The sequence below is a fragment of the Hydrogenophaga soli genome, from assembly GCF_054777695.1.
In genome coordinates, this window is record NZ_BAAHAK010000003.1 from 206,597 (window position 1) to 224,757 (window position 18,161).

An 18,161-nucleotide genomic window follows, 5' to 3' on the forward strand; every position below is an offset into this window, starting at 1 on the left:
GTTCAGCATGGGTGCTTGGCCTCCGACAAGGGGGGCTGTTGACCGACACTCCCCTGTACAAGTGCCGCTGGCCAGCGAACCACGGCGTCGCAGCCAATGACGACCCCGTCTTTCTGACGATTGAACAAGTCAACCGATGCCGACATGGACTCGGCAATTTCCCGACAAATGGCCAAGCCCAGTCCAATGCCGGTTCCCCCGGCTGCTGCGGCAAAGGGTTCAAACAGGCGGGCTTGCACAGACTCACTCACCCCCCCCGCGTGATCCCAGACGATGAGTTCGGCTTCGCCCTGAAGCTGGCGAATGGCAATGCCGATCGAGGCATGGTTTTGTGAATGGTGAATGGCGTTGGCCAACAGGTTGCGAACCAACTCCCCCAGCATCCAACTGTCCGACAACACCACCACCGGAACGGCATCCAATGAAAAATCCAGCCTCTTGCGCACCATCAAAGGCGCCATTTCCAAGGCCATGTCGCTGGCGACACCACTGAGATCGACGGGAACCCAATCCGATTGCCGCACCAACTGGCGGACTTTTTCCAACGAGAGCAATTGATTGGCCAAGCTGGTGGCACGGTCAACGGTCCTCAGCATCTTCGGAAGCGTGTCACCCAGTTCCAACTGCCCCGCAGAAAGGCCTTGGAGTTGGGTCCGCATCACGGCCAACGGGGTGCGCAACTGATGTGAGGCATCCGCCAAGAATTTGTGTTCTCGCTCAGCGGCCTGCTGCTGCGTGTCGATCAGCTCATTCAGCGCCCGCACCAGTGGCAACAACTCCACGGGACGAGCCTCGGAGAGGCGTGATTCACCCTGAAAGCCCCCTTCCACCACCTCATCCTGCAAAGCCTTCAGAGGGCGCAGCGTCAGCCACAAAATGAACCCCATCAGCATCAAGGTCAACAGGGTCCGGACCACCATGTTCAACATGGCCCGCGCCAACGCAGAACCCTGCGCATAGACCCGCGCAGGCGAAGGTTCAACCACCTGCAGCACGTAAGAAGCCCCCTGCAGGCCGGGGTCCGCCCCCTCCACTCGCAGCCACGCCGTCCTGACCCGATCACCGCGGAAAGTGCCCTGGTAAAGATTGGGTTCCTCGGAAGATTGAACGTCCTCCAAACCCAGAAAGGCAATGTCCGGGTTGCCCGAGACCCAGGTGCCATCTGAACGCGACAGCCGGTAGACAAACGGCTCCGACGCCCCTGGCACCGCCGCCACGGTCCGATCTGGCATGGCCAAACCCAGACTCAACGCGGCGGCCAGCAGCTTTGTTTCACGCACCAGCGCACGGTCCTGCAACGCCTGGATTTCAGCGGACTCATGGGTGTAGGACACCCAGGCATCCAGCGAAAACAAGAGGACACAACCCACCACGGACAGCAGCGCCGCCACTCGCTGAACGGAGCGGCGATTCCAGTGAAACCGGAGCTGCTGCCAAAGGGCCATCTCAGGCGTCCTTCTCCATCGCCAGCTGATCAACCAACAGGTAACCCAGGCCACGAAGGGTGACCAACTCCACCGCAGCGTTGTTCAGCCGCTTCCTGAGGCGATGCACCAACACTTCAATGGCATCAGGGGCCTCGGCCGCCTCTGGCCCGAACACCGACCGGTGCAAGGATTCTTTCGATACAGCCAACCCTTTGCGCCGCATCAAGGCCTTCAGCAAGGCGGCCTCGCGCGGCGACAGTTCCAGCGGGCGCATGCCGTTGTAGAACACACCGCTCGCCTCTTCGAGACTCAGGTTGCCACAACGCAATCCTTCATCCCCATGGCGGCGGCGGATCAGCGCCTTGACCCTGGCGACCAGTTCCTCCACGTCAAAAGGCTTGCTGAGGTAGTCGTCCGCACCGGCCTCCAGACCGATGACTTTTTCGCCCACCGCACTTCTCGCCGTCACCACCAGCACCGGCACCTGGCTGCCGCCATCGCGCAGGCGCTGGAGGACATCCAGGCCATCCACACCGGGCAAACTCAAATCAAGGATGAACGCATCAAACTCCCGGCGCCGCGCAAGTGCCAGCCCCTCCAAACCCGAAGAGCAGCAAACCATCTGGAATCCACGGGATGACAACACGCGACTGAGCGCATCACACAAGTCGAGATCGTCTTCCACCAGCAGCAGATTCATTCCGGTTCTCTCCAGAGTTACCCAAGCCAACGCCTGAATCATGAGGGCAGATGTTGCGCCTGTTGAGCACAGAAGGCATCGAGTGATTCACGCACGCCAATTGAAAGGAAGTTGAAAGATCCCGCGATTTCAGTGGCGACTCAAGCGCCTGACCGGTCGGGCGATGGCGTCCGGCGGGTCGTCGTTTCACCCGCGATCCCGGCCGACGTCGCTCGGACCGACGCCAGCGACGTTGCCACCACCCGTTGCTGCCAGTCCGCAAGGGCCTGTTCCTTGGCACGCTCGTCCTTCAGCCGCTGCTCCGTTGGACGAAGCGTCGCGGAACGGGTGTCCGGGATCGGATCCTCCTTCATCGACTTGGCCTCGAAGCGGTGTCCCGCCATGGTGGTGCGTTTGACAGCGTATTCGCCAGCCGCCACAAAGTATTTCACTGCCTGATCGCGGTCCTTGGCCGTCACTGCATCACGCAGCAAAGTGAGCTGTTCGGTCATTGCGGCGTCACCGGAAGCTCGGGCCGAGGCAATGCCTGCATCGAGCCCGCGATGCGCCCACTGCATGCTGGATTCGGCCTTCGTGGAGAAACGATCGGTCTTGTGCTCGCGCAGACGACGGGCAAAGTTCATGATGACCTCGGCCTCGACCAACGCAGTCAGCTCGGGATCCAACTTCAGGCCTTTGCACACATCTTCCACCCGCTTGGCCACCTGGGGGAGTGTGGAGAACACCAGGTCCTGGGCGGCCTTCATGTCGCGACCGAAGAGTCCATATTCGAGCTTGTAGGCACGGTACCTGTCGGTTCCCACGGGGAACTTGAACTTGACCTCCTCTCCCCCCATGTTGAAAGCCACGGCACCGGAAGGTCCGAAACTCAGCGGCACCCCAGCAGCCTTGTCCGTCGTGCGCGGTGCCACGATGTTGGCCATGCCCTCCACGCGCAGTGACTTCTTGTGGGTGACGTACTTTTCCTCGGCGCCCTGCTGGTTCTCGGCACGCATGACATCGCGCTGCATGCCAAAGCGCCCCACAACACCCAGGCCGAGCTTCAGTCGATCGCCAATCTCCAGCTGCGCACCCACGTTCAGCGCAGCCTCTCCACCGACGGACGTATAGGTTCGGGCCTCCTGGTCGATCGTCGGGGGCAGATCCATCTTGTCGCACAAAGCTTCCAAGGGGCTCTCAAAGCCACGACCGGCGCTGTCGGTGAGCGAACGCCAGGTCAGGCTCAGGTCTATCGCCTGCTTGAGTCGCCCCCGAGCGTCCGCCAGGTCTCGCAACCCGTTTTCGGGTTCGATCGAACACTTCAACACCGTGGCAGGGTCGTGCCGATGCTTGTACTCGCCCTTGCCCCCCAGCCCGGGGCCAGCCATTTTGAGCTTGTTGGAATGGTGCGTCCGGAACTGGCCCGTGGCCGCATCCGTGGTCTGCCATTCGTGACCAAAGGGGTGACCCACGTCAAAACCGGAGCTGGCCGCTACAGCAAGGTTGCCCGCCACTTCGCGGGTGGATCCGAGCGTCAGCTGCACACAATCGTTGTTGGCCTGCACGTTGACGATGGCACCACTGGCCGCCTGCATGCTGGGCGTGACCGTGACATTGAGCGCATGCGGCAGCGGCTGCGTGCGAATGGGCACACTGAGCTTGTCGGTGCGACCAATCACCATGTCCATGCGATCACCCAGCTCGGTACGGTCAATCGCGTCATGCAGGAACTTGCGTGCATCCGCCAGGTTCCCCGTCTGCGTGCCGCGGGCCAGCGACAGGCGATCCGAGAGCTCGTCGAGTCGGGCTGCGTCCGGTAGCGTCAGGTCACGCCCGCCCACCACGGACCTCAGACCTTCAGCAGCCAGAGCAAGCATGTGCTCCAACGGATGTTGATTGTCCCCGTCCAGCATCGCCTGAACCGCTGGCCCCAGCGAACGCAGCAGCGCCGGACTCAGGTGTGCACGCTCCAGTTCTGCGGAGGCAGCCTGAAGGATGCGATCCTTCTCGCGCCAGCCCATCGGCTGGGTCCAGGGCTGGGCGCCCGAGTTGTAACTGGCGGTGCCTCCGGTCAGGTGCCGTCTCGCCTTGCTCAACAGCCCTTCGCTGCCCCGATGCGCCGAAATTTGCTTCTCCAAGGCCATCACGACGGCCGCAGTGGCGCGCTGCTCTGGGCTGGCCTGCTCCCGATCAAACAAGGTCCTGGCAGCGTCTGCGATTTGGGTGCGCGTGGCGTCCAACGTGCGCCGGGCGGCATCTGCCGGGTTGCCACGCCCCTTCTGCTCGAACATGCCGTGCACGATACCGACCTCAGTCGGACTGATTTGCAACCCAGCCTGCGCAAGCTGCTCGATCGACGCATTGACGGCCTCGAAAGTCTCCAACCGCCAGACCGCGCTTTTGACCATCGCCGCCCAGCGCCGCTCAGGCGTTCCGGGTTCGGGGCGGCGGCCGTCGGCCACCTCGGCGCTCAGGCCCCGCATGGCATGGTCGAGCCGCTGCTGGTGAGCCTGCTCGCGCGGACTGTCGCCCAGCCGGTCGATTTCCCGGTCACAACGCCAAAAGGACTGCACGTCTCGCCAATCGACCTTGCCGGAACCGGCGTGCTGGGGACTGGCCGCGAGCAGGGACGTGACCGCCTCCGGCACCTGATGGGCTGCGACCTGATAGGCCTGAGCCAGATCGCGTTGCAGTCGAGTCAGCGGCCTCTCACCGGGCCGGATGTGCGCACGCATGGTGTCGCGGATCGAACCTTCGGCCAGCGCCGTGAACAATTCCAGATTGCGCTGCGGATCGCCATCGGTCACGGTGTTCGCAATCCCCACGATGTGCATCAGCTGCATTGGCACCAACGGCGCGTCCTTGCGCAGCGTACCAACCGAAGTGGCCAGCAGCTGATCCGCCACCGTCTGCAACACCTGCGTCGTGGCGTTGCGCAGCTCGGCGGACTGGATCCGGTCCAGCTGCGGCAGGTGCTGGACGAGTTCGGACATGGCGCGTCGGGCCGCGGCATCTGCACGCTGCTCAATGGGCGTCATCTGTTTTTTCAAGCTGTCGATCAACTTGCCGTAGTCCTGCGCCAGCGCCCGCAACGTGTCAGCGTCTTTCTGCCAGGCGGTTGCCTCGGCCGGACTGGGCATGTCCGGCAACTGGCTCGTGCGCCCGGCGGTGAGCTGACGCACCGGCTGGCCGAGCAGCGCATCGGCAATCTCTGCGCGATGCGGAGCGTTGTCGGCCTTGAGCACCTTCGCGTGGATGCGCACCGCCTCCCCGAAGGCGGCAACAGATTCAGCGGTCTGTGACGATTGGGCGCCCTGTCCCAGCACGACCGCCTCCAAAATTTCGCTCACTTGGCCCAGCCGGGCCAAATGCTGCCCCTCGATGCGTTGGGTCAGCAGCTCGGCTCGCTCCAGTGCCGTTCGACCGTCCAGAATTCGTGCGGGCAGGTCCAGTTTGGCCGCCAACTCTCCCAGCACGCGCTGCATGGCTGTGGACCGCCCCCGGTCCGCCTCTTGCTCACGAATGTCGGAATAAGCTTCGAAAAACTGCTGCAAGCTGTCTCGAATGGTGGTGCTGCGCGCCTTGTCATAGCTGGTCCGAGAAGACTCCAGCTGCCGCCCCAGATCGCGGATGGCCTTGCTTGCGGCAGGCAACTCCTCGCGAATGGCCGACAAGCTGTCCGTGGCCTCCTTCAAATGGGCGTCAGCGCGCTCGGCCAGGGTCGTGGCAGCGGTCAGGCGATCCGCGTCGGCCTGCAACCTTGCCAGGGACTCCACCTGCTTGTCGCGCTGCTCCTGGATCAAAAAAAACTCCAGCGACTTGGGACTGATGCCCTGCAACTTCTGCTCCAGGGTCTGCAACGTCTGCTGCATCTGCGCCACCCGGCCTTGCGCTTCTGCGGACGTCATGCCCAAACTTGCACGGAGTTGCTGCAACTCCGTGTTCATCTTCTGCGCCACCCCAGACCAATGTGTTTGCAGTAACGCCTGCATCTGCGCTGCATCTTCAAGTTGTGGCAGCCGTTCCTGAGCCCTGGACAGCGCATCCTGCAGGGCCTCGAATTGCGCCAGCGCCTGGTGGGCGATCACACCACCGGAAATCTGCGCGGCATGGCCGGAACGGTCATGCCGCGCCTGCATGCGCTGCTCGGTGGCCGTGAGGTTCGTGCGACTGAGTGCCGCCAGATTGCGCGGGGGCAGATCGTAGTTACGCCAGTCCTGCTGGATCTTCGCTTCGTCGCCATCTGTCTTGGATGTCCGCTCCGACGCGCGTTGCGTCAGCACATTGGAGCCCAGTGCGAAGGCGACCTTGGACTGGGTGATGCGATTTCCGCCCTTGCGCATGAGCGTGTCGTCCGGCAGTCCACCGTTGAGGGATGCATCCTGGGTCGCCTGACGGCCATTGCGTCTGATTCCAAATGCCATTTCCTACGTCTCCTGGATCTGTGAACGGACATTAGGAGGCTAGGTTGGCAGCACCGTGTCAACAGCGAAGTCTTTCACCGCGAACCGAAAGGCCGCATTCCAATCGGTTGGAAAACCGGTCTCGAATCGGGTCCCGGTTTTCCAACACCTGAGCCAACCGCGCGGACGGCGCCAAAGCCAGGCGACTGGCTGTGACCTGCCCCATCCAGCACTTTCAAGTTGCTTTCACGAAAGCACCGTGATCGTCCGCTTACCGGCACACAAGCCAGGTTGGAGGATTGCCGGAGCGAGACTCTTCTCGCCGACCGTGTGCCCGTCCTGGGCATGACACCTCTCCTCATATTTATGGAAGCCCCATGAAGAAGAAACTGCTTGCACTCACCGCATTGGTGCTCACCACAGGGGCCTTTGCCCAGTCGTCCTATACGCTTTATGGCCGCATTGACACCTCGATTGGCGGGATCAAGGAGCTGGGGAAAGGCACCCAATCCAAGATGTTTCATGGTGGCGTCGGTGGATTGACCACCTCGCGCTGGGGCATTCGAGGGAGCGAAGACCTGGGTGGAGGTCTGAAAGCCGTTTTCAAGTTGGAACAGCGCCTGGACAGTGACACCGGTGCAGCTCAGTCCCCTTCGTTCAAGGGCGAGAGTTCCGTCGGCTTCGCGGGAAGCTTCGGCAAAATTGTGGCGGGGCGGATGACCACGGTGTATGACGACGTGCGCGGTGTGTCGCAGATGCACAGCCTCTGGGATTCGGCGTTCACACCCAACGCCAACGGCGTATTCGGGTCAGGGTCGGACTATGGCAATCGGTTCAACAGCCAAATCAGATACGAAAGCCCTCTGATCAATGGGTTCTACGCCAACGCCTCTTATGCCTTCGAACAAACCACCGGCAAGGGAAACAAGATGGTCGCCCTGGCACTGGGCTACAAAGCGGGTCCACGGCACATCAGCCTGGGTTACCAAGACGAAAAGGGCAAATCGTCTTACACCATGCTTTCGGGTGCATATGACCTGGGTGCCGTCGCAGTGTCAGGCGGCTACAACCACCGCAATGGCAATGCAGCCAGTGGGCATGACAACGAATTGACACTGGGCGTCAACATGCCCATGGGTGCGTGGAACTTTTCTGCCGGAATCGCAAGCGGCAAGACCACCATCGCCAACGCAACCACGGCCAAAGCCAACGGATATGCCTTCGGTGCGACCTACTCCTTGTCCAAAAGGACCACCCTTTACGCCGCCTACCGCAGCCACAACATCAAGACGGGTGCGGGCGTCAAATCCACCGACACTCAGCTGTACGCAATGGGGGTTCGGCACGATTTTTGACCGCCTCCCAGTGATAGCCAAAGCACCGCTTTGGCGCCTTGAGTTTCCAAGGTTGCGCCAGTGAAAATCGCTTCACTGGTGTGACATTCAAGGTCACGAGATGTTCTCTCGTGACCTCTTTTTCAAATCGCTGTCACACCCGCAACAGGTCCGCCGCCGAGCGCACCACGCCCTGCACGCTGCCGTGCTCGGCAAAGCGCTGGCGCAGCCAGGTGGCGTGGTTGCCCTCGTGACCGGCGGTGCGTTCAATCTCATCCAGTGCGGCCAGCGAATCCAGCGCCAGCGCATGGGGTTGCAGCACCCGCAGCGTGGCCAGGATGTCTTCGCGGATGCTGATCTGCTCGCGCGTCTTGGGGTTGACCATCATGCCGTCCAACCCGAAGCGGCAGGCCTGGAAGCGGTTGTAGGTGTAGACGAGGTAGTCGTCTTCCTCGGGCATGGGTTCGGTGCGTTCCAGCAGGTGGCGGCACAGCGCCTGCAGGTAGCAGGCCAACCCGGCGGCGCGCTCCACGGTCAGCGGGGTGTCGCACACCCGCAGTTCGATGGTGCCGTACTCGGGCTTGGGGCGAATGTCCCAGTAAAAGTCCTTCATGGACTTGACCACGCCGGTGGACTCCATCTTGGTGAAGTACACCTCGGAAAACTCATCCCAACTCAGGGTGAACGGTGCCCGACCACTGAGTGGGAAGGCAAACACCGAGTTCAGCCGGGCGGAGTCGAACAACGTGTCCACCCCCTGGAAAAACGGCGACGAGGCCGACAGCGCAATGAAATGCGGCACGTAGCGGTTGAGCGAATGCAGCAGGAACAGCGCTTCGTCCGGGCTGGCACAGCCCACGTGCACATGCTGCCCGAACACCGTGAACTGCTTGGCCAGGTAGCCGTACAGGCCCGACAGCTGCTGAAACCGTGGCCGGGCAAAAATGCGCTGCTCGAACCAGCGCTGGAACGGGTGGGTGCCGCCCCCCGCAATCTCGATGTTGAGGCGGTCACACCCTTGCACCAGGGTGTCGCGGATGGCCTGCAACTGCGCCAGCAGGGGGCCATGGCGGGTGTGGATGCCAGTGGCCACCTCGATCATGCTCTGCGTCATCTCGGGCGTGACCACGCCCGGGAACGGCGCGCGGCCCAGCAGCTCCAGCAGGTCGTCGGCGGTGCTGGACAGGTCGAAATCGTAGGTATTGAGCAGCTGCAGCTCCAGCTCCACCCCCAGCGTGAGCGACTCGGACGATTTGAAGGTTTCCAAGGACATGGCGTGTGGCGTTCCGACGTTCGATCAGCTTTCCTGGGACACATGGGCCTCGTTGGCCGCCATCAACGCCCGTTGCGTGACCAGGGGCCCCAGCAGTTCCAGCACCAACACCATGCCGGTGATGGCAGACAGGGTTTGCTCCGCCAGGTCAAAACCCACAGCCCCCGTCTGGCCCACCAGCAGCACCACAAAGGCCGACATGGGGGCCAGCGCCAGCCCGGTCATCAGCCCCTTGCGCGGGGTGATGCCGCTGACCTGCGCCGTGGCCACATTGACCAATACCTTGCACGCCAGTCGCACCACCACCAGCACCAGCCCCAGCTGCATGCCCGAAAACACATCGCGCCATTCCAGCACCGAGGCCACGTACACAAACAGGAACACGCCCAGCAAGTCCCCCAGGGTGCCGAAGTTGCGCTGGGCATTGGTCAGGTGCACCCGCCGCTCACGGGCCACCACACCAAAGGTCAGGGCCGCCAGCAGCGGCGACAGCTTGAGCCCGTAAGCCGCCGTGGACAGCAACAACACCGACAGCGCAAACACCACCGTGGCCCCGTCGGGCGAGGTGGTCAACCGCCCCTTGAGCAGCTTGGGCACCACAAAGCCCAGCAGCATGCCCACGGCCAGCGAGGTGCCCAGCACATGGATGCTGCCAAACACCGCCTGCATCCAATCGCCCGACACGCGCAGGGTGCGCGACCCCATCACCAGCTTGAGCGCCAGCACCGACAGCAGGCAGTTGATGGCCGTGAGGTGCATGACCCGCTCGGTCACCTGCCCGGCACTGCGCAACTCGTGCACCACCCGCAAGATGCCAGCGGGCGAACTGGCCATGGCCAGGGCCGCCACCGCCAGGTGCACATGCAGTCGCATGTCCGGGTCCAGCCAACCCGCCACCCAGTACACCGCGCCAAAGGTCAGCAGCGACTCCACCACCCCCGCCACCAGCACCCAGGGGTTGGCCCGGAACCAGCGCAGGTTGATGCGGTAGCCCAACTCAAACAGCACCAGGGACAAGGCCACATTGGCCACAAAAGGCAGGCCGGTGATGTCGTCGGTCAGCCCCGGCAGGTTGACCGCACCGGCCAGCATGCCAATGGCCACATAACTGGTCACGCGGGGAATGGCCCAACGCGAATGCAGGCTGTCGGCCAGCAACCAGGCGATCAGCAGCACCAGGGGCCAGGCAATGGTCTGGAGCAGGAACGAAATGTCGGCGGGCAAGGACATGGACTTGAGGCGGAAAAGGGGTCAGACGGCGAAACGCTGCCTCAGTTCCCCCAGGTTCAGCTCGTCCAGCACCTGAGCCAGCCGCTCGCGGGCACTTTGCTTGCCACGCCCCACCTTGGACGCCAGGATGAGTTCGTTCTTCATCGAGTGCTCCCAACCCACCAGCTCGGTCACCGTCACCTGGTAGCCATGGGCTTCCAATTGCAAGCAGCGCAGCACGTTGGTGATCTGGCTGCCAAACTCGCGCGTGTGCAGCGGGTGACGCCAGATTTCGCTCAAGGGCGTGCGCGACAGGCTCAGCGCCTTGTGCTTGCGCAGCACCCCGGCCACCTCGGCCTGGCAACACGGCACCAGCACCAAATGGCGGGCCTGCTTGGCCAGCCCAAAGGCAATGGCGTCGTCGGTGGCCGTGTCGCACGCGTGCAAGGCCGTCACCACGTCGATGGTGGCGGGCAGCTCGGCGCTGGTCATGGAGGCCTGCACCGTCAGCGGCAGGAAATGCATGCGCTCAAACCCCAGGCGGGCCGCCAGATCGCGCGAACGCTGCACCAACTCGGCTCGGGTTTCAATGCCATACACCTGCCCCACGCTTCGGGGCCTGAAGAACAGGTCGTACAGCATGAACCCCAGGTAAGACTTGCCCGCCCCATGGTCGGCCAGCGACACATCACCCCGCTCGTCCAGCACCTGCTGCAACAGCGGCTCGATGAACTGCAGCAGGTGGTTCACCTGCTTGAGCTTGCGGCGGCTGTCCTGGTTGATGCGCCCTTCGCGGGTGAGGATGTGCAACTCCTGGAGCAACTCGACCGACTGGCCGGGGCGCAGGTCCAGCTGCTGAGACACGGAAGGCACGGCCTCGGACGACGGCGGGCGCGAGGGCTTGGCACGGGATTTCATGCGGGGATCATAGTGGCAGGGCCACCGACAGCACCGGAAGCGGCCCAGCGCACAATGGGGCCATGACCGCCTCCCCTGCACCGCACCCTTTCGAAACCCTCACCCCCGACACCGTGCTGGACGCGCTGACCGCCGTGGGCCTGTGGGGCGACGGTCGCCTGACCGCCCTCAACTCCTTCGAAAACCGCGTGTACCTGGCCCACCTGGACGAGCCCGTGGAGGGGCACAGCGCGGTGGTGCTGAAGTTCTACCGCCCCCAACGGTGGACCGAGGCCCAGATCCTGGAAGAACACGCCTTTGCCTTGGAGCTGGTGGTTGACGAAGTGCCCGTGGTCCCCCCGCTGACCTTGAATGGGCGAACCTTGCACCGCCATCAGGATTTTTTGTTTTCGGTGAGCCCACGCCGGGGTGGGCGCCGTCCCGAACTGGACGACCTGGACGTGCTGGAGTGGGTGGGTCGGTTTGTGGGCCGCATCCACGCGGTGGGACAGCGCCAGCCGTTCCAGCACCGCCCGGCCCTCACCCGCCAGACCTTGGCCGACCAACCCAGCCAGTGGCTGGCCCGGCATGAAGCCGTTCCACTGGACATCCGCAGCCGTTGGGAAGACACGCTGGGCCAGGCCTTGGCGGTGTTGAACCGCGTGGCCCCCGAGCTGGGTGCCCCATCCGCCTCCCTGACCACCTTGCGGTTGCATGGCGACTGCCACCCGGGCAACGTGTTGTGGACGCCCACCGACCTGCCCGGCGGAGGCCCGCACTTTGTGGACCTGGACGACGCCCGCACCGGCCCCGCCGTTCAGGACCTGTGGATGCTGCTGCCCGGCGGCGACCGCCGCGAACAGACCCTGGGCCTGTCCGCCCTGCTGGACGGCTACGAGCAATTCCATGCGTTTGACCGCCACGAGCTGCGCCTGATCGAACCGCTGCGCACCCTGCGGCAGATCCACTACAGCGCCTGGCTGGCCAGCCGCTGGCAGGACCCCATCTTCCCGGTCAACTTCCCGTGGTTCGGCTCCAGCACCTACTGGGCTGGGCAGATCCACCAGTTGGAAGAGCAGATGGAGGCCATGCAGGAGCCCCCGCTGCAAGTGTGAGCCACTGCCTCAGCAGCCCGCACTTTCTGAGGCGTGCAGCCAATTGGCTTCGAAATCGGCCCGGGGAATGGGGCGGCTGAAGTAGTACCCCTGGTACTGGGTACAGCCCAGCTCGGCCAGGCGGTCCCGCTGGGCCTCCTGTTCCACCCCCTCGGCAATGGTCTCCAGGCCCAGGGAATCGGCCAAGGCCACGATGGTGCGGACGATGGCAGCCGAATCGCCTTCACCCCCCAGGTCGCGCACAAACGATTGGTCGATCTTGAGCTTGTACAACGGCAAGCGGCGCAGGTAACTCAGAGAGGAATAGCCCGTGCCAAAGTCGTCCAAGGAGAACAGCACCCCCCGCCCCTTCAACACCCGCATGCGCTCCACCACCTGGTCCACGTCGTCCAGCAACAGGCTTTCGGTCAGTTCCAGCTCAACACGCCCCGGGTCCACCTGAGACGACTCCAGGGCGTCGGTCACATGGCGCACGAAGTCGGGGTGGTGGAACTGCTTGGCACTGAGGTTGACCGCCACCCGCCAGCGGGCGTCGGGCTGAACCGCCTGCCACGAGGCCATGTCACGGCAGATGGTGTGCAACGCCCATTGGCCCAGCGGAACAATCAAACCCGTTTCCTCGGCCACCTGGATGAAATGCGCCGGTGACAGCAGACCACGCTCCGGGTGCTGCCAGCGCGCCAGGGCCTCCACTCCACACAGGTTGCCGTCCACATCCACCTGCGGCTGGTAATGCAGCACAAACTGCCCCTGGGCCAGCGCATGCCGGATGTCTTGCTCCAGTGCCACATGGGCGGTGGCCCGGTCCTGCATGGCCGGGTTGAAAAAGCGGGTGGCGTTGCGCCCGCTCAGCTTGGCCTCGTACATGGCCATGTCCGACCAGCGCAGCAAGTCGTCACTGCTGGAGCGCGCATCCGAAAACAGGGCAATGCCCAGGCTGGCCGTGATTTCGTGCGCCACCGCACCCAGATCAAACGGCAAGCGCAACGCCTGCTGCACCTTGTCGGCCACCACCTGGGCCTGCAAAGCGGCCTGCTCGGGCACGATCGACAAGTCGCGCAGCAACAGCACGAACTCATCGCCACCCAACCGCGCCAGCACATCGCTGTCCCGAATGTGGGCCTGCAAGCGGCTGGACAGGGCTTTGAGCAGGTTGTCCCCGGCCTCGTGTCCCCGGGTGTCGTTGACCAGTTTGAAATGGTCCAGGTCAATGAAGATCAGCGCCCCATCGCGCCCGGAGCGCTGGCTGGCCGCATGGGCGGCATGCAACTGTTCGATGAACAGCCGCCGGTTGGGCAAACCCGTCAGCGGGTCAAAAAACGCCAACAGGTGGATTTCTTCCACCTGGCGGCGCAGCTCGGTGACGTCGGTGGCAATGCCGCACAGGGCATAAATCCGCCCGTCGGGCGAGCGCAAGGGCAACTTCAGCGACCGGTAGGTGCGCAACTGCGGAGGATGCCCCGTCTCCCGCGTCACCTCCTGGGAGACCCGCTCCCCCTCAAGCAGCACCCGGCGGTCGCTCTCCTCCTCCGCAGCGGCGACCTCGGGGGACAGGAATGCCGAAGCCGTTTGCCCCACGATCTCGCTCAGCGACCGGGCCTGTGCCTCGCAAAAGGCCCGGTTGGTGTACTGGTAACGCAGTGCCGGGTCCTTGATGAAAATGGCCACGTCCACGCTGTCCAGGATGGTGTTCAGCCGCTCCTCGCTGGCGCGGCTTTCCCGAACTTGCTGCTGCACCTTGCGTCGGAACCCGTACGCCACGGCCGAAGCCAGCAACAACAAGCTGCCGCCCACACCCAGCGCCCACCACCACCACGTGGGCACCGGGTTCGCCGCAGCCCCATCCCCCCAAAGCTGCTGGTTCCGGTGATAGAAGGAGTCCCGGTCGGCCTTCCACCGACGAAGCTGGGCGTCAATGACGTTGAGCAGCTCGGGGTCCCCCGACCGTGGGGCTGCAAAAAACAGGCGTGATGGCTGAAACACAATGGGCGTGCGCACCGCCCCGTGCCGATGGGCTTGCCACTCGCCGTACACATGGTTGGACAGCACCACGTCGGCCTTTCCCTGGGCCACCGCCTGGAACGCCAGTGCCAGGGTGGCTTCTGGCACCCATTGGACCTGCACCCCAAAGCCCGCCAGCAGCGACTCGAAGTAGGGCCGCTGCGTGCCCCCTTCCAGCACCGCCACACGCAAGCCCCGCAGGTCCAGCACCGACTCAACACGCAGGTTCTTGCGCTGGTACACCTGGGACCAGCTGTGCATCACCGGCTCCTGGTGAAATGCAAAGCGAGTGGCCCGTTCGTCGCTGTAGGCCACGTCAGGCATCAGGTCGAGCTTTCCCTGCTCCAGCAGGCTCAGGCATTCCTGCCATTCACAGGCCACCGCCTGCAAGCGCCACCCTTGCAAGGCTGCCAGTTCCCGGGCCAACGCACCAAACGCACCGCTGGGTTGCCCGTCGGGACCCATGAAGATTTTGGGTGGGTTGTCGTACACCCCCAAGCGAACCACACGCTCCGAGGCCGGAGTTTGTGCCCAGCCCGCCAAGGCCCCCCAGCCGAACACGACCAGGGCCAGGACCACCCGCCAAAGGCGACGCTCAGTTGCGCGCATGGCTGATCTGGACACTTTCCACCCCGGCCACCGCCTGCAACCCGCGAGACAACTCGAACAGGGAACTGGGATCGGGGTGGCTGCGCTGCGCCACCATCACGAAATGCCATGAAATGGTTTCGGCGTTGCGGGTGATCTGCAAGGTGCCCTCGGCCACCGAATACCCCCACGACACCACGCGCTGACGCAGCAGGTTTTCGTCGGGTTCGGTCGACGCCCCAAACACCAGGCTCACGCCCATGGCCCGCCGCGAGGGCAGGCGCATTTCGAGTTTGGGCCCCCACATCATCAGCGAGGCCGACAGCACCGTCAGCAAAATGGCCGCGCCATAAAAGCCAATGCCCACCAGCACCCCAATCGCGGAACTGGCCCAAATGGATGCAGCCGTGGTCAGGCCACTGATGTTCAGGCCCTCCTTCATGATCACACCGGCCCCCAGGAACCCCACCCCCGTCACCACGCCCTGGATGACCCGGGTCGGGTCTGCCCCCGCCAACGGCAGGTTGGCCACCGACGCATGCCCGCCCCACCAGTAGGCCGGAAAACCGGAAAAAACGGTCAAGGCCGCAGACGCCATGCACACGATGCCATAGGTCCGCATGCCCGCCGCACGGCCATGGTAGGAACGCTCATACCCCACCAGCAGGCCCAGACACAAGGCCCCCATCAGGTTCATGAACACCAGCAGGTTCACCTCCAGCATCGCGCCCGACCAGAACGACGCCATGTACGAAGAGGTGAGGTTGTGCATCGGGGTCTCCTGACATCACGGCTGTGCAACATACCCAGCGTTACCATGCTTGGGCTGAACCATTATGAGGGACCCATGAAGGAACAAATCCGAACCATTCTGGCCAACGAGGGCAAGCTGGGCGCTGCGGCTGCTCAGCTGGGCGACGACGACGACCTGTATGCAGCGGGGCTGACCTCGTTCGCCTCAGTGCAACTGATGTTGGCTCTGGAAGACACTTTTGAGGTGGAATTCACGGAAAAGATGCTCAATCGCAAAACCTTCCAGAGCATTGCCAACATCGCGGCGGCCATCGCTGAATTGCAGGGTTGAACACCATGTCCCAAGCCCTTGAGCGCTTGCAGCACCATGTGCTGCCCGTGGCGCACGCGCACGCCGACGATGTCGATGCTGCCGCTCGCTTCCCCACCGAAACCTTCGCAGCCCTGAAGGCCCAGCGTCTCATGGGCGCGCTCATCCCCACCGCGTACGGCGGTGAGGGCCTGGGCCTGCGGCAGGTGGCCGAGCTGTGCTCTGCCCTCGGCCAGGCCTGCGGTTCGTCCGCGCTGGTGTACGCCATGCACCACATCAAGGTGTCCAGCCTGGTGGCGCACGGCCCGGGCAGCGCCTGGCACGAGGCTTTCATGCGCCGCGTCTGCGCCGAGCAGTTGCTGCTGGGCTCCGCCACCACCGAAGGCGGGGGCATTGGCGGGGACCTGCGCAGCTCCATCTGCGCGGTGGAACGGCAGGGCTCAGGGGCCGAAGAAACCTTCACACTCCACAAAGACGCCACCGTCATCTCCTACGGGTTGCAGTCCGACGCCATCCTGATCACCGCCCGGCGTGACCGCGCAGCCCCGGCGTCCGACCAGGTGATGGTGGTGGCCGAAAAGCACCAATACACCCTGACGCACACCGGCGGGTGGAACACCCTGGGCATGCGGGGCACCTGCTCCGACGGTTTTGCGCTGTCGGTGCAAGCCCCGGCACAGCAGGTCTTCCCGCAACCCTTTGCCGAGATCGCCGCGCAGTCCATGCTGGGCTACACCCATGTGTTGTGGGCGTCGGTTTGGTACGGCATTGCCACCGAGGCCGCCAGCCGTGCCCACGCCATGGTCAAGGCCGACACCAAGCGGCGCGGCCATGTCATGGGCCCCGGGGTGTACCCCACCCCCGGCATGGCCCGCCTGGCCGAACTGACCACCGCCGTGCAGGCCATGAAGGGGGCCATCCTGGGCGGCATTGACCGGCTGGAACGCGCCCTGCGCCAGCCCGACCAACTGGAAAGCGTGAGCTTCCTGGCCGACATGAACACCCTCAAGGTCAACACCTCGCAGGCGGTGGTGGACATCCTCAACCGTTGCATGCTGATCTGCGGCCTGCCCGGATACCGCAACGACAGCCCCTACAGCCTGGGCCGCCTGCTGCGCGACGCCCATTCCGCCCCCGTGATGATCAGCAACGACCGCATCCTGACCAACACGGCCAACCTGTCGCTGATGAACCGCTTCAACAGCCAGCTCTGACCTCTGCCCCCTGATCCCCCCCAGCCGGAGACTCCCCCATGTGCGACACCCAAAACCCGCTGCTCAACCGCCTGCTGTTCTCCGGGCTGCTGATCGACACCGGCGTGGACGGTCTGTATGGCCGCGGCCATGTGTTTGAAGACGTGGTGGAGCGTTTTGACGCCTTCATCACCCGCTTTGGCGGTGACGACGGCGCCACCCGCGTGCGCTTCCCGCCGGGCATGAACCGCGCCCTGTTCGAGAAATCGGGCTACATGAAGGGTTTTCCGCAGCTGGCGGGCACCGTGCACGCCTTCATGGGCAACGAAGCCGACCACCTCCACCTGCTGGGCCAGATGGACGCGGGTGAAGACTGGACCGGCGGGCAGAAAGCCACCGACATCGTGCTCACCCCCGCCGCCTGCTATCCCCTCTACCCCACCGCGGCCAAGCTGGGGGCGATGCCCGCACAAGGCCACCTGTACGACCTGCTGTCGTACTGCTTCCGCCACGAACCCTCGCAAGACCCGGCCCGCATGCAACTGTTCCGCATGCGCGAGTACGTGCGCATGGGCACGGCAGAACAGGTGCTGGAATTCCGGGAAACCTGGATGAAACGCGGCCAAGAGATGATTGCCGCGTTGGGCCTGCCGGTGGAAGTGGACGTGGCCAACGACCCCTTCTTTGGCCGCAAAGGCCGCATCCTGGCCAGCGGCCAGCGGGAACAGGCGCTCAAGTTCGAACTGCTGGTGCCCATCACCAGCACCGAAAAACCCACCGCCTGCCTGAGCTTCAACTACCACCAGAAACACTTTGGCGACACCTGGGGCCTGAAAACCGAAGACGGCGAAACCGCCCACACCGCCTGCGTGGGCTTTGGCATGGAGCGCGTGGCCCTGGCCCTGTTTGCCCACCACGGCACCGACGTGGCGCAATGGCCCGCCTCCGTTCGCCAAGCCTTGTGGGGTTGATGCCGGAG

Annotated in this window: 13 protein-coding genes; 5 read left to right on the forward strand and 8 right to left on the reverse strand. The window is 64.0% G+C overall.

Translation table 11 applies throughout. The features are described 5' to 3' along the window. Positions 1-2 precede the first annotated feature (2 nt). From ACYVB7_RS06820 to ACYVB7_RS06830, 3 genes are all read right to left on the reverse strand, one after another. A complete protein-coding gene (locus tag ACYVB7_RS06820; RefSeq protein WP_460505948.1) occupies positions 3-1,445 on the reverse strand; it encodes a sensor histidine kinase in 1,443 nt (480 codons plus the stop codon). Position 1,446: 1 nt separating this feature from the next. Continuing rightward, positions 1,447-2,127 (reverse strand): response regulator transcription factor, encoded by a 681-nt coding sequence (locus tag ACYVB7_RS06825; protein ID WP_460505949.1) that lies wholly within the window; start codon positions 2,125-2,127, stop codon positions 1,447-1,449. A gap of 140 nt (positions 2,128-2,267) precedes the next feature. After that, the gene (locus tag ACYVB7_RS06830) at positions 2,268-6,530 is read right to left on the reverse strand and encodes a coiled-coil domain-containing protein (RefSeq protein WP_460505951.1); all 4,263 of its coding nucleotides are present in this window, start codon (positions 6,528-6,530) and stop codon (positions 2,268-2,270) included. A 356-nt stretch (positions 6,531-6,886) separates the two neighbouring features. Between ACYVB7_RS06830 and ACYVB7_RS06835 the strand changes: the two genes are divergently transcribed. Beyond that, the gene (locus ACYVB7_RS06835; protein ID WP_460505952.1) at positions 6,887-7,864 is read left to right on the forward strand and encodes a porin; all 978 of its coding nucleotides are present in this window, start codon (positions 6,887-6,889) and stop codon (positions 7,862-7,864) included. Between the two features lie 133 nt (positions 7,865-7,997). On the opposite strand, the gene ACYVB7_RS06840 is transcribed toward ACYVB7_RS06835, so the two are convergent. Genes ACYVB7_RS06840 through ACYVB7_RS06850 form a run of 3 tightly spaced genes read right to left on the reverse strand, consistent with a single transcriptional unit; the run spans position 7,998 to position 11,243 of the window. Further along, on the reverse strand, positions 7,998-9,116 hold the full coding sequence (locus ACYVB7_RS06840; RefSeq protein ID WP_460505953.1) for a glutamate--cysteine ligase 2: 1,119 nt from the start codon (positions 9,114-9,116) through the stop codon (positions 7,998-8,000). 24 nt (positions 9,117-9,140) lie between these two features. After that, entirely contained in the window at positions 9,141-10,346 is a 1,206-nt protein-coding gene (locus tag ACYVB7_RS06845) for a cation:proton antiporter (protein WP_460505954.1), read from the reverse strand. 21 nt (positions 10,347-10,367) lie between these two features. Further along, positions 10,368-11,243 carry a class I SAM-dependent methyltransferase gene (locus ACYVB7_RS06850; RefSeq protein ID WP_460505955.1) on the reverse strand — a complete coding sequence of 292 codons (876 nt, stop codon included), beginning with the start codon at positions 11,241-11,243 and terminating at the stop codon, positions 10,368-10,370. Positions 11,244-11,305: 62 nt separating this feature from the next. Between ACYVB7_RS06850 and ACYVB7_RS06855 the strand changes: the two genes are divergently transcribed. Continuing rightward, positions 11,306-12,337 carry a stress response kinase A gene (locus ACYVB7_RS06855; RefSeq protein WP_460505956.1) on the forward strand — a complete coding sequence of 344 codons (1,032 nt, stop codon included), beginning with the start codon at positions 11,306-11,308 and terminating at the stop codon, positions 12,335-12,337. 9 nt (positions 12,338-12,346) lie between these two features. Here ACYVB7_RS06855 and ACYVB7_RS06860 read toward each other — a convergent pair whose 3' ends face one another. Both ACYVB7_RS06860 and ACYVB7_RS06865 read right to left on the reverse strand, forming a co-directional pair. Next, positions 12,347-14,947 carry an EAL domain-containing protein gene (locus ACYVB7_RS06860; RefSeq protein WP_460505957.1) on the reverse strand — a complete coding sequence of 867 codons (2,601 nt, stop codon included), beginning with the start codon at positions 14,945-14,947 and terminating at the stop codon, positions 12,347-12,349. After that, positions 14,934-15,698 (reverse strand): MgtC/SapB family protein, encoded by a 765-nt coding sequence (locus ACYVB7_RS06865; RefSeq protein WP_460505959.1) that lies wholly within the window; start codon positions 15,696-15,698, stop codon positions 14,934-14,936. Before ACYVB7_RS06865 ends, ACYVB7_RS06860 begins: the two co-directional genes overlap by 14 nt. 75 nt (positions 15,699-15,773) lie before the next feature. On the opposite strand from ACYVB7_RS06865, the gene ACYVB7_RS06870 reads away from it, so the two are divergent. From ACYVB7_RS06870 to ACYVB7_RS06880, 3 genes are read left to right on the forward strand one after another with little or no spacing between them, the layout of a single operon-like run. After that, on the forward strand, positions 15,774-16,010 hold the full coding sequence (locus ACYVB7_RS06870) for an acyl carrier protein (RefSeq protein ID WP_460505961.1): 237 nt from the start codon (positions 15,774-15,776) through the stop codon (positions 16,008-16,010). A 5-nt stretch (positions 16,011-16,015) separates the two neighbouring features. Then, positions 16,016-17,203, forward strand: a complete 1,188-nt coding sequence (locus ACYVB7_RS06875) for an acyl-CoA dehydrogenase family protein (protein WP_460505963.1) — start codon at positions 16,016-16,018, stop codon at positions 17,201-17,203. A gap of 38 nt (positions 17,204-17,241) precedes the next feature. Next, positions 17,242-18,153, forward strand: coding sequence for an amino acid--[acyl-carrier-protein] ligase (locus ACYVB7_RS06880; RefSeq protein ID WP_460505964.1), 912 nt, complete (start codon positions 17,242-17,244; stop codon positions 18,151-18,153). Positions 18,154-18,161: the final 8 nt, after the last annotated feature.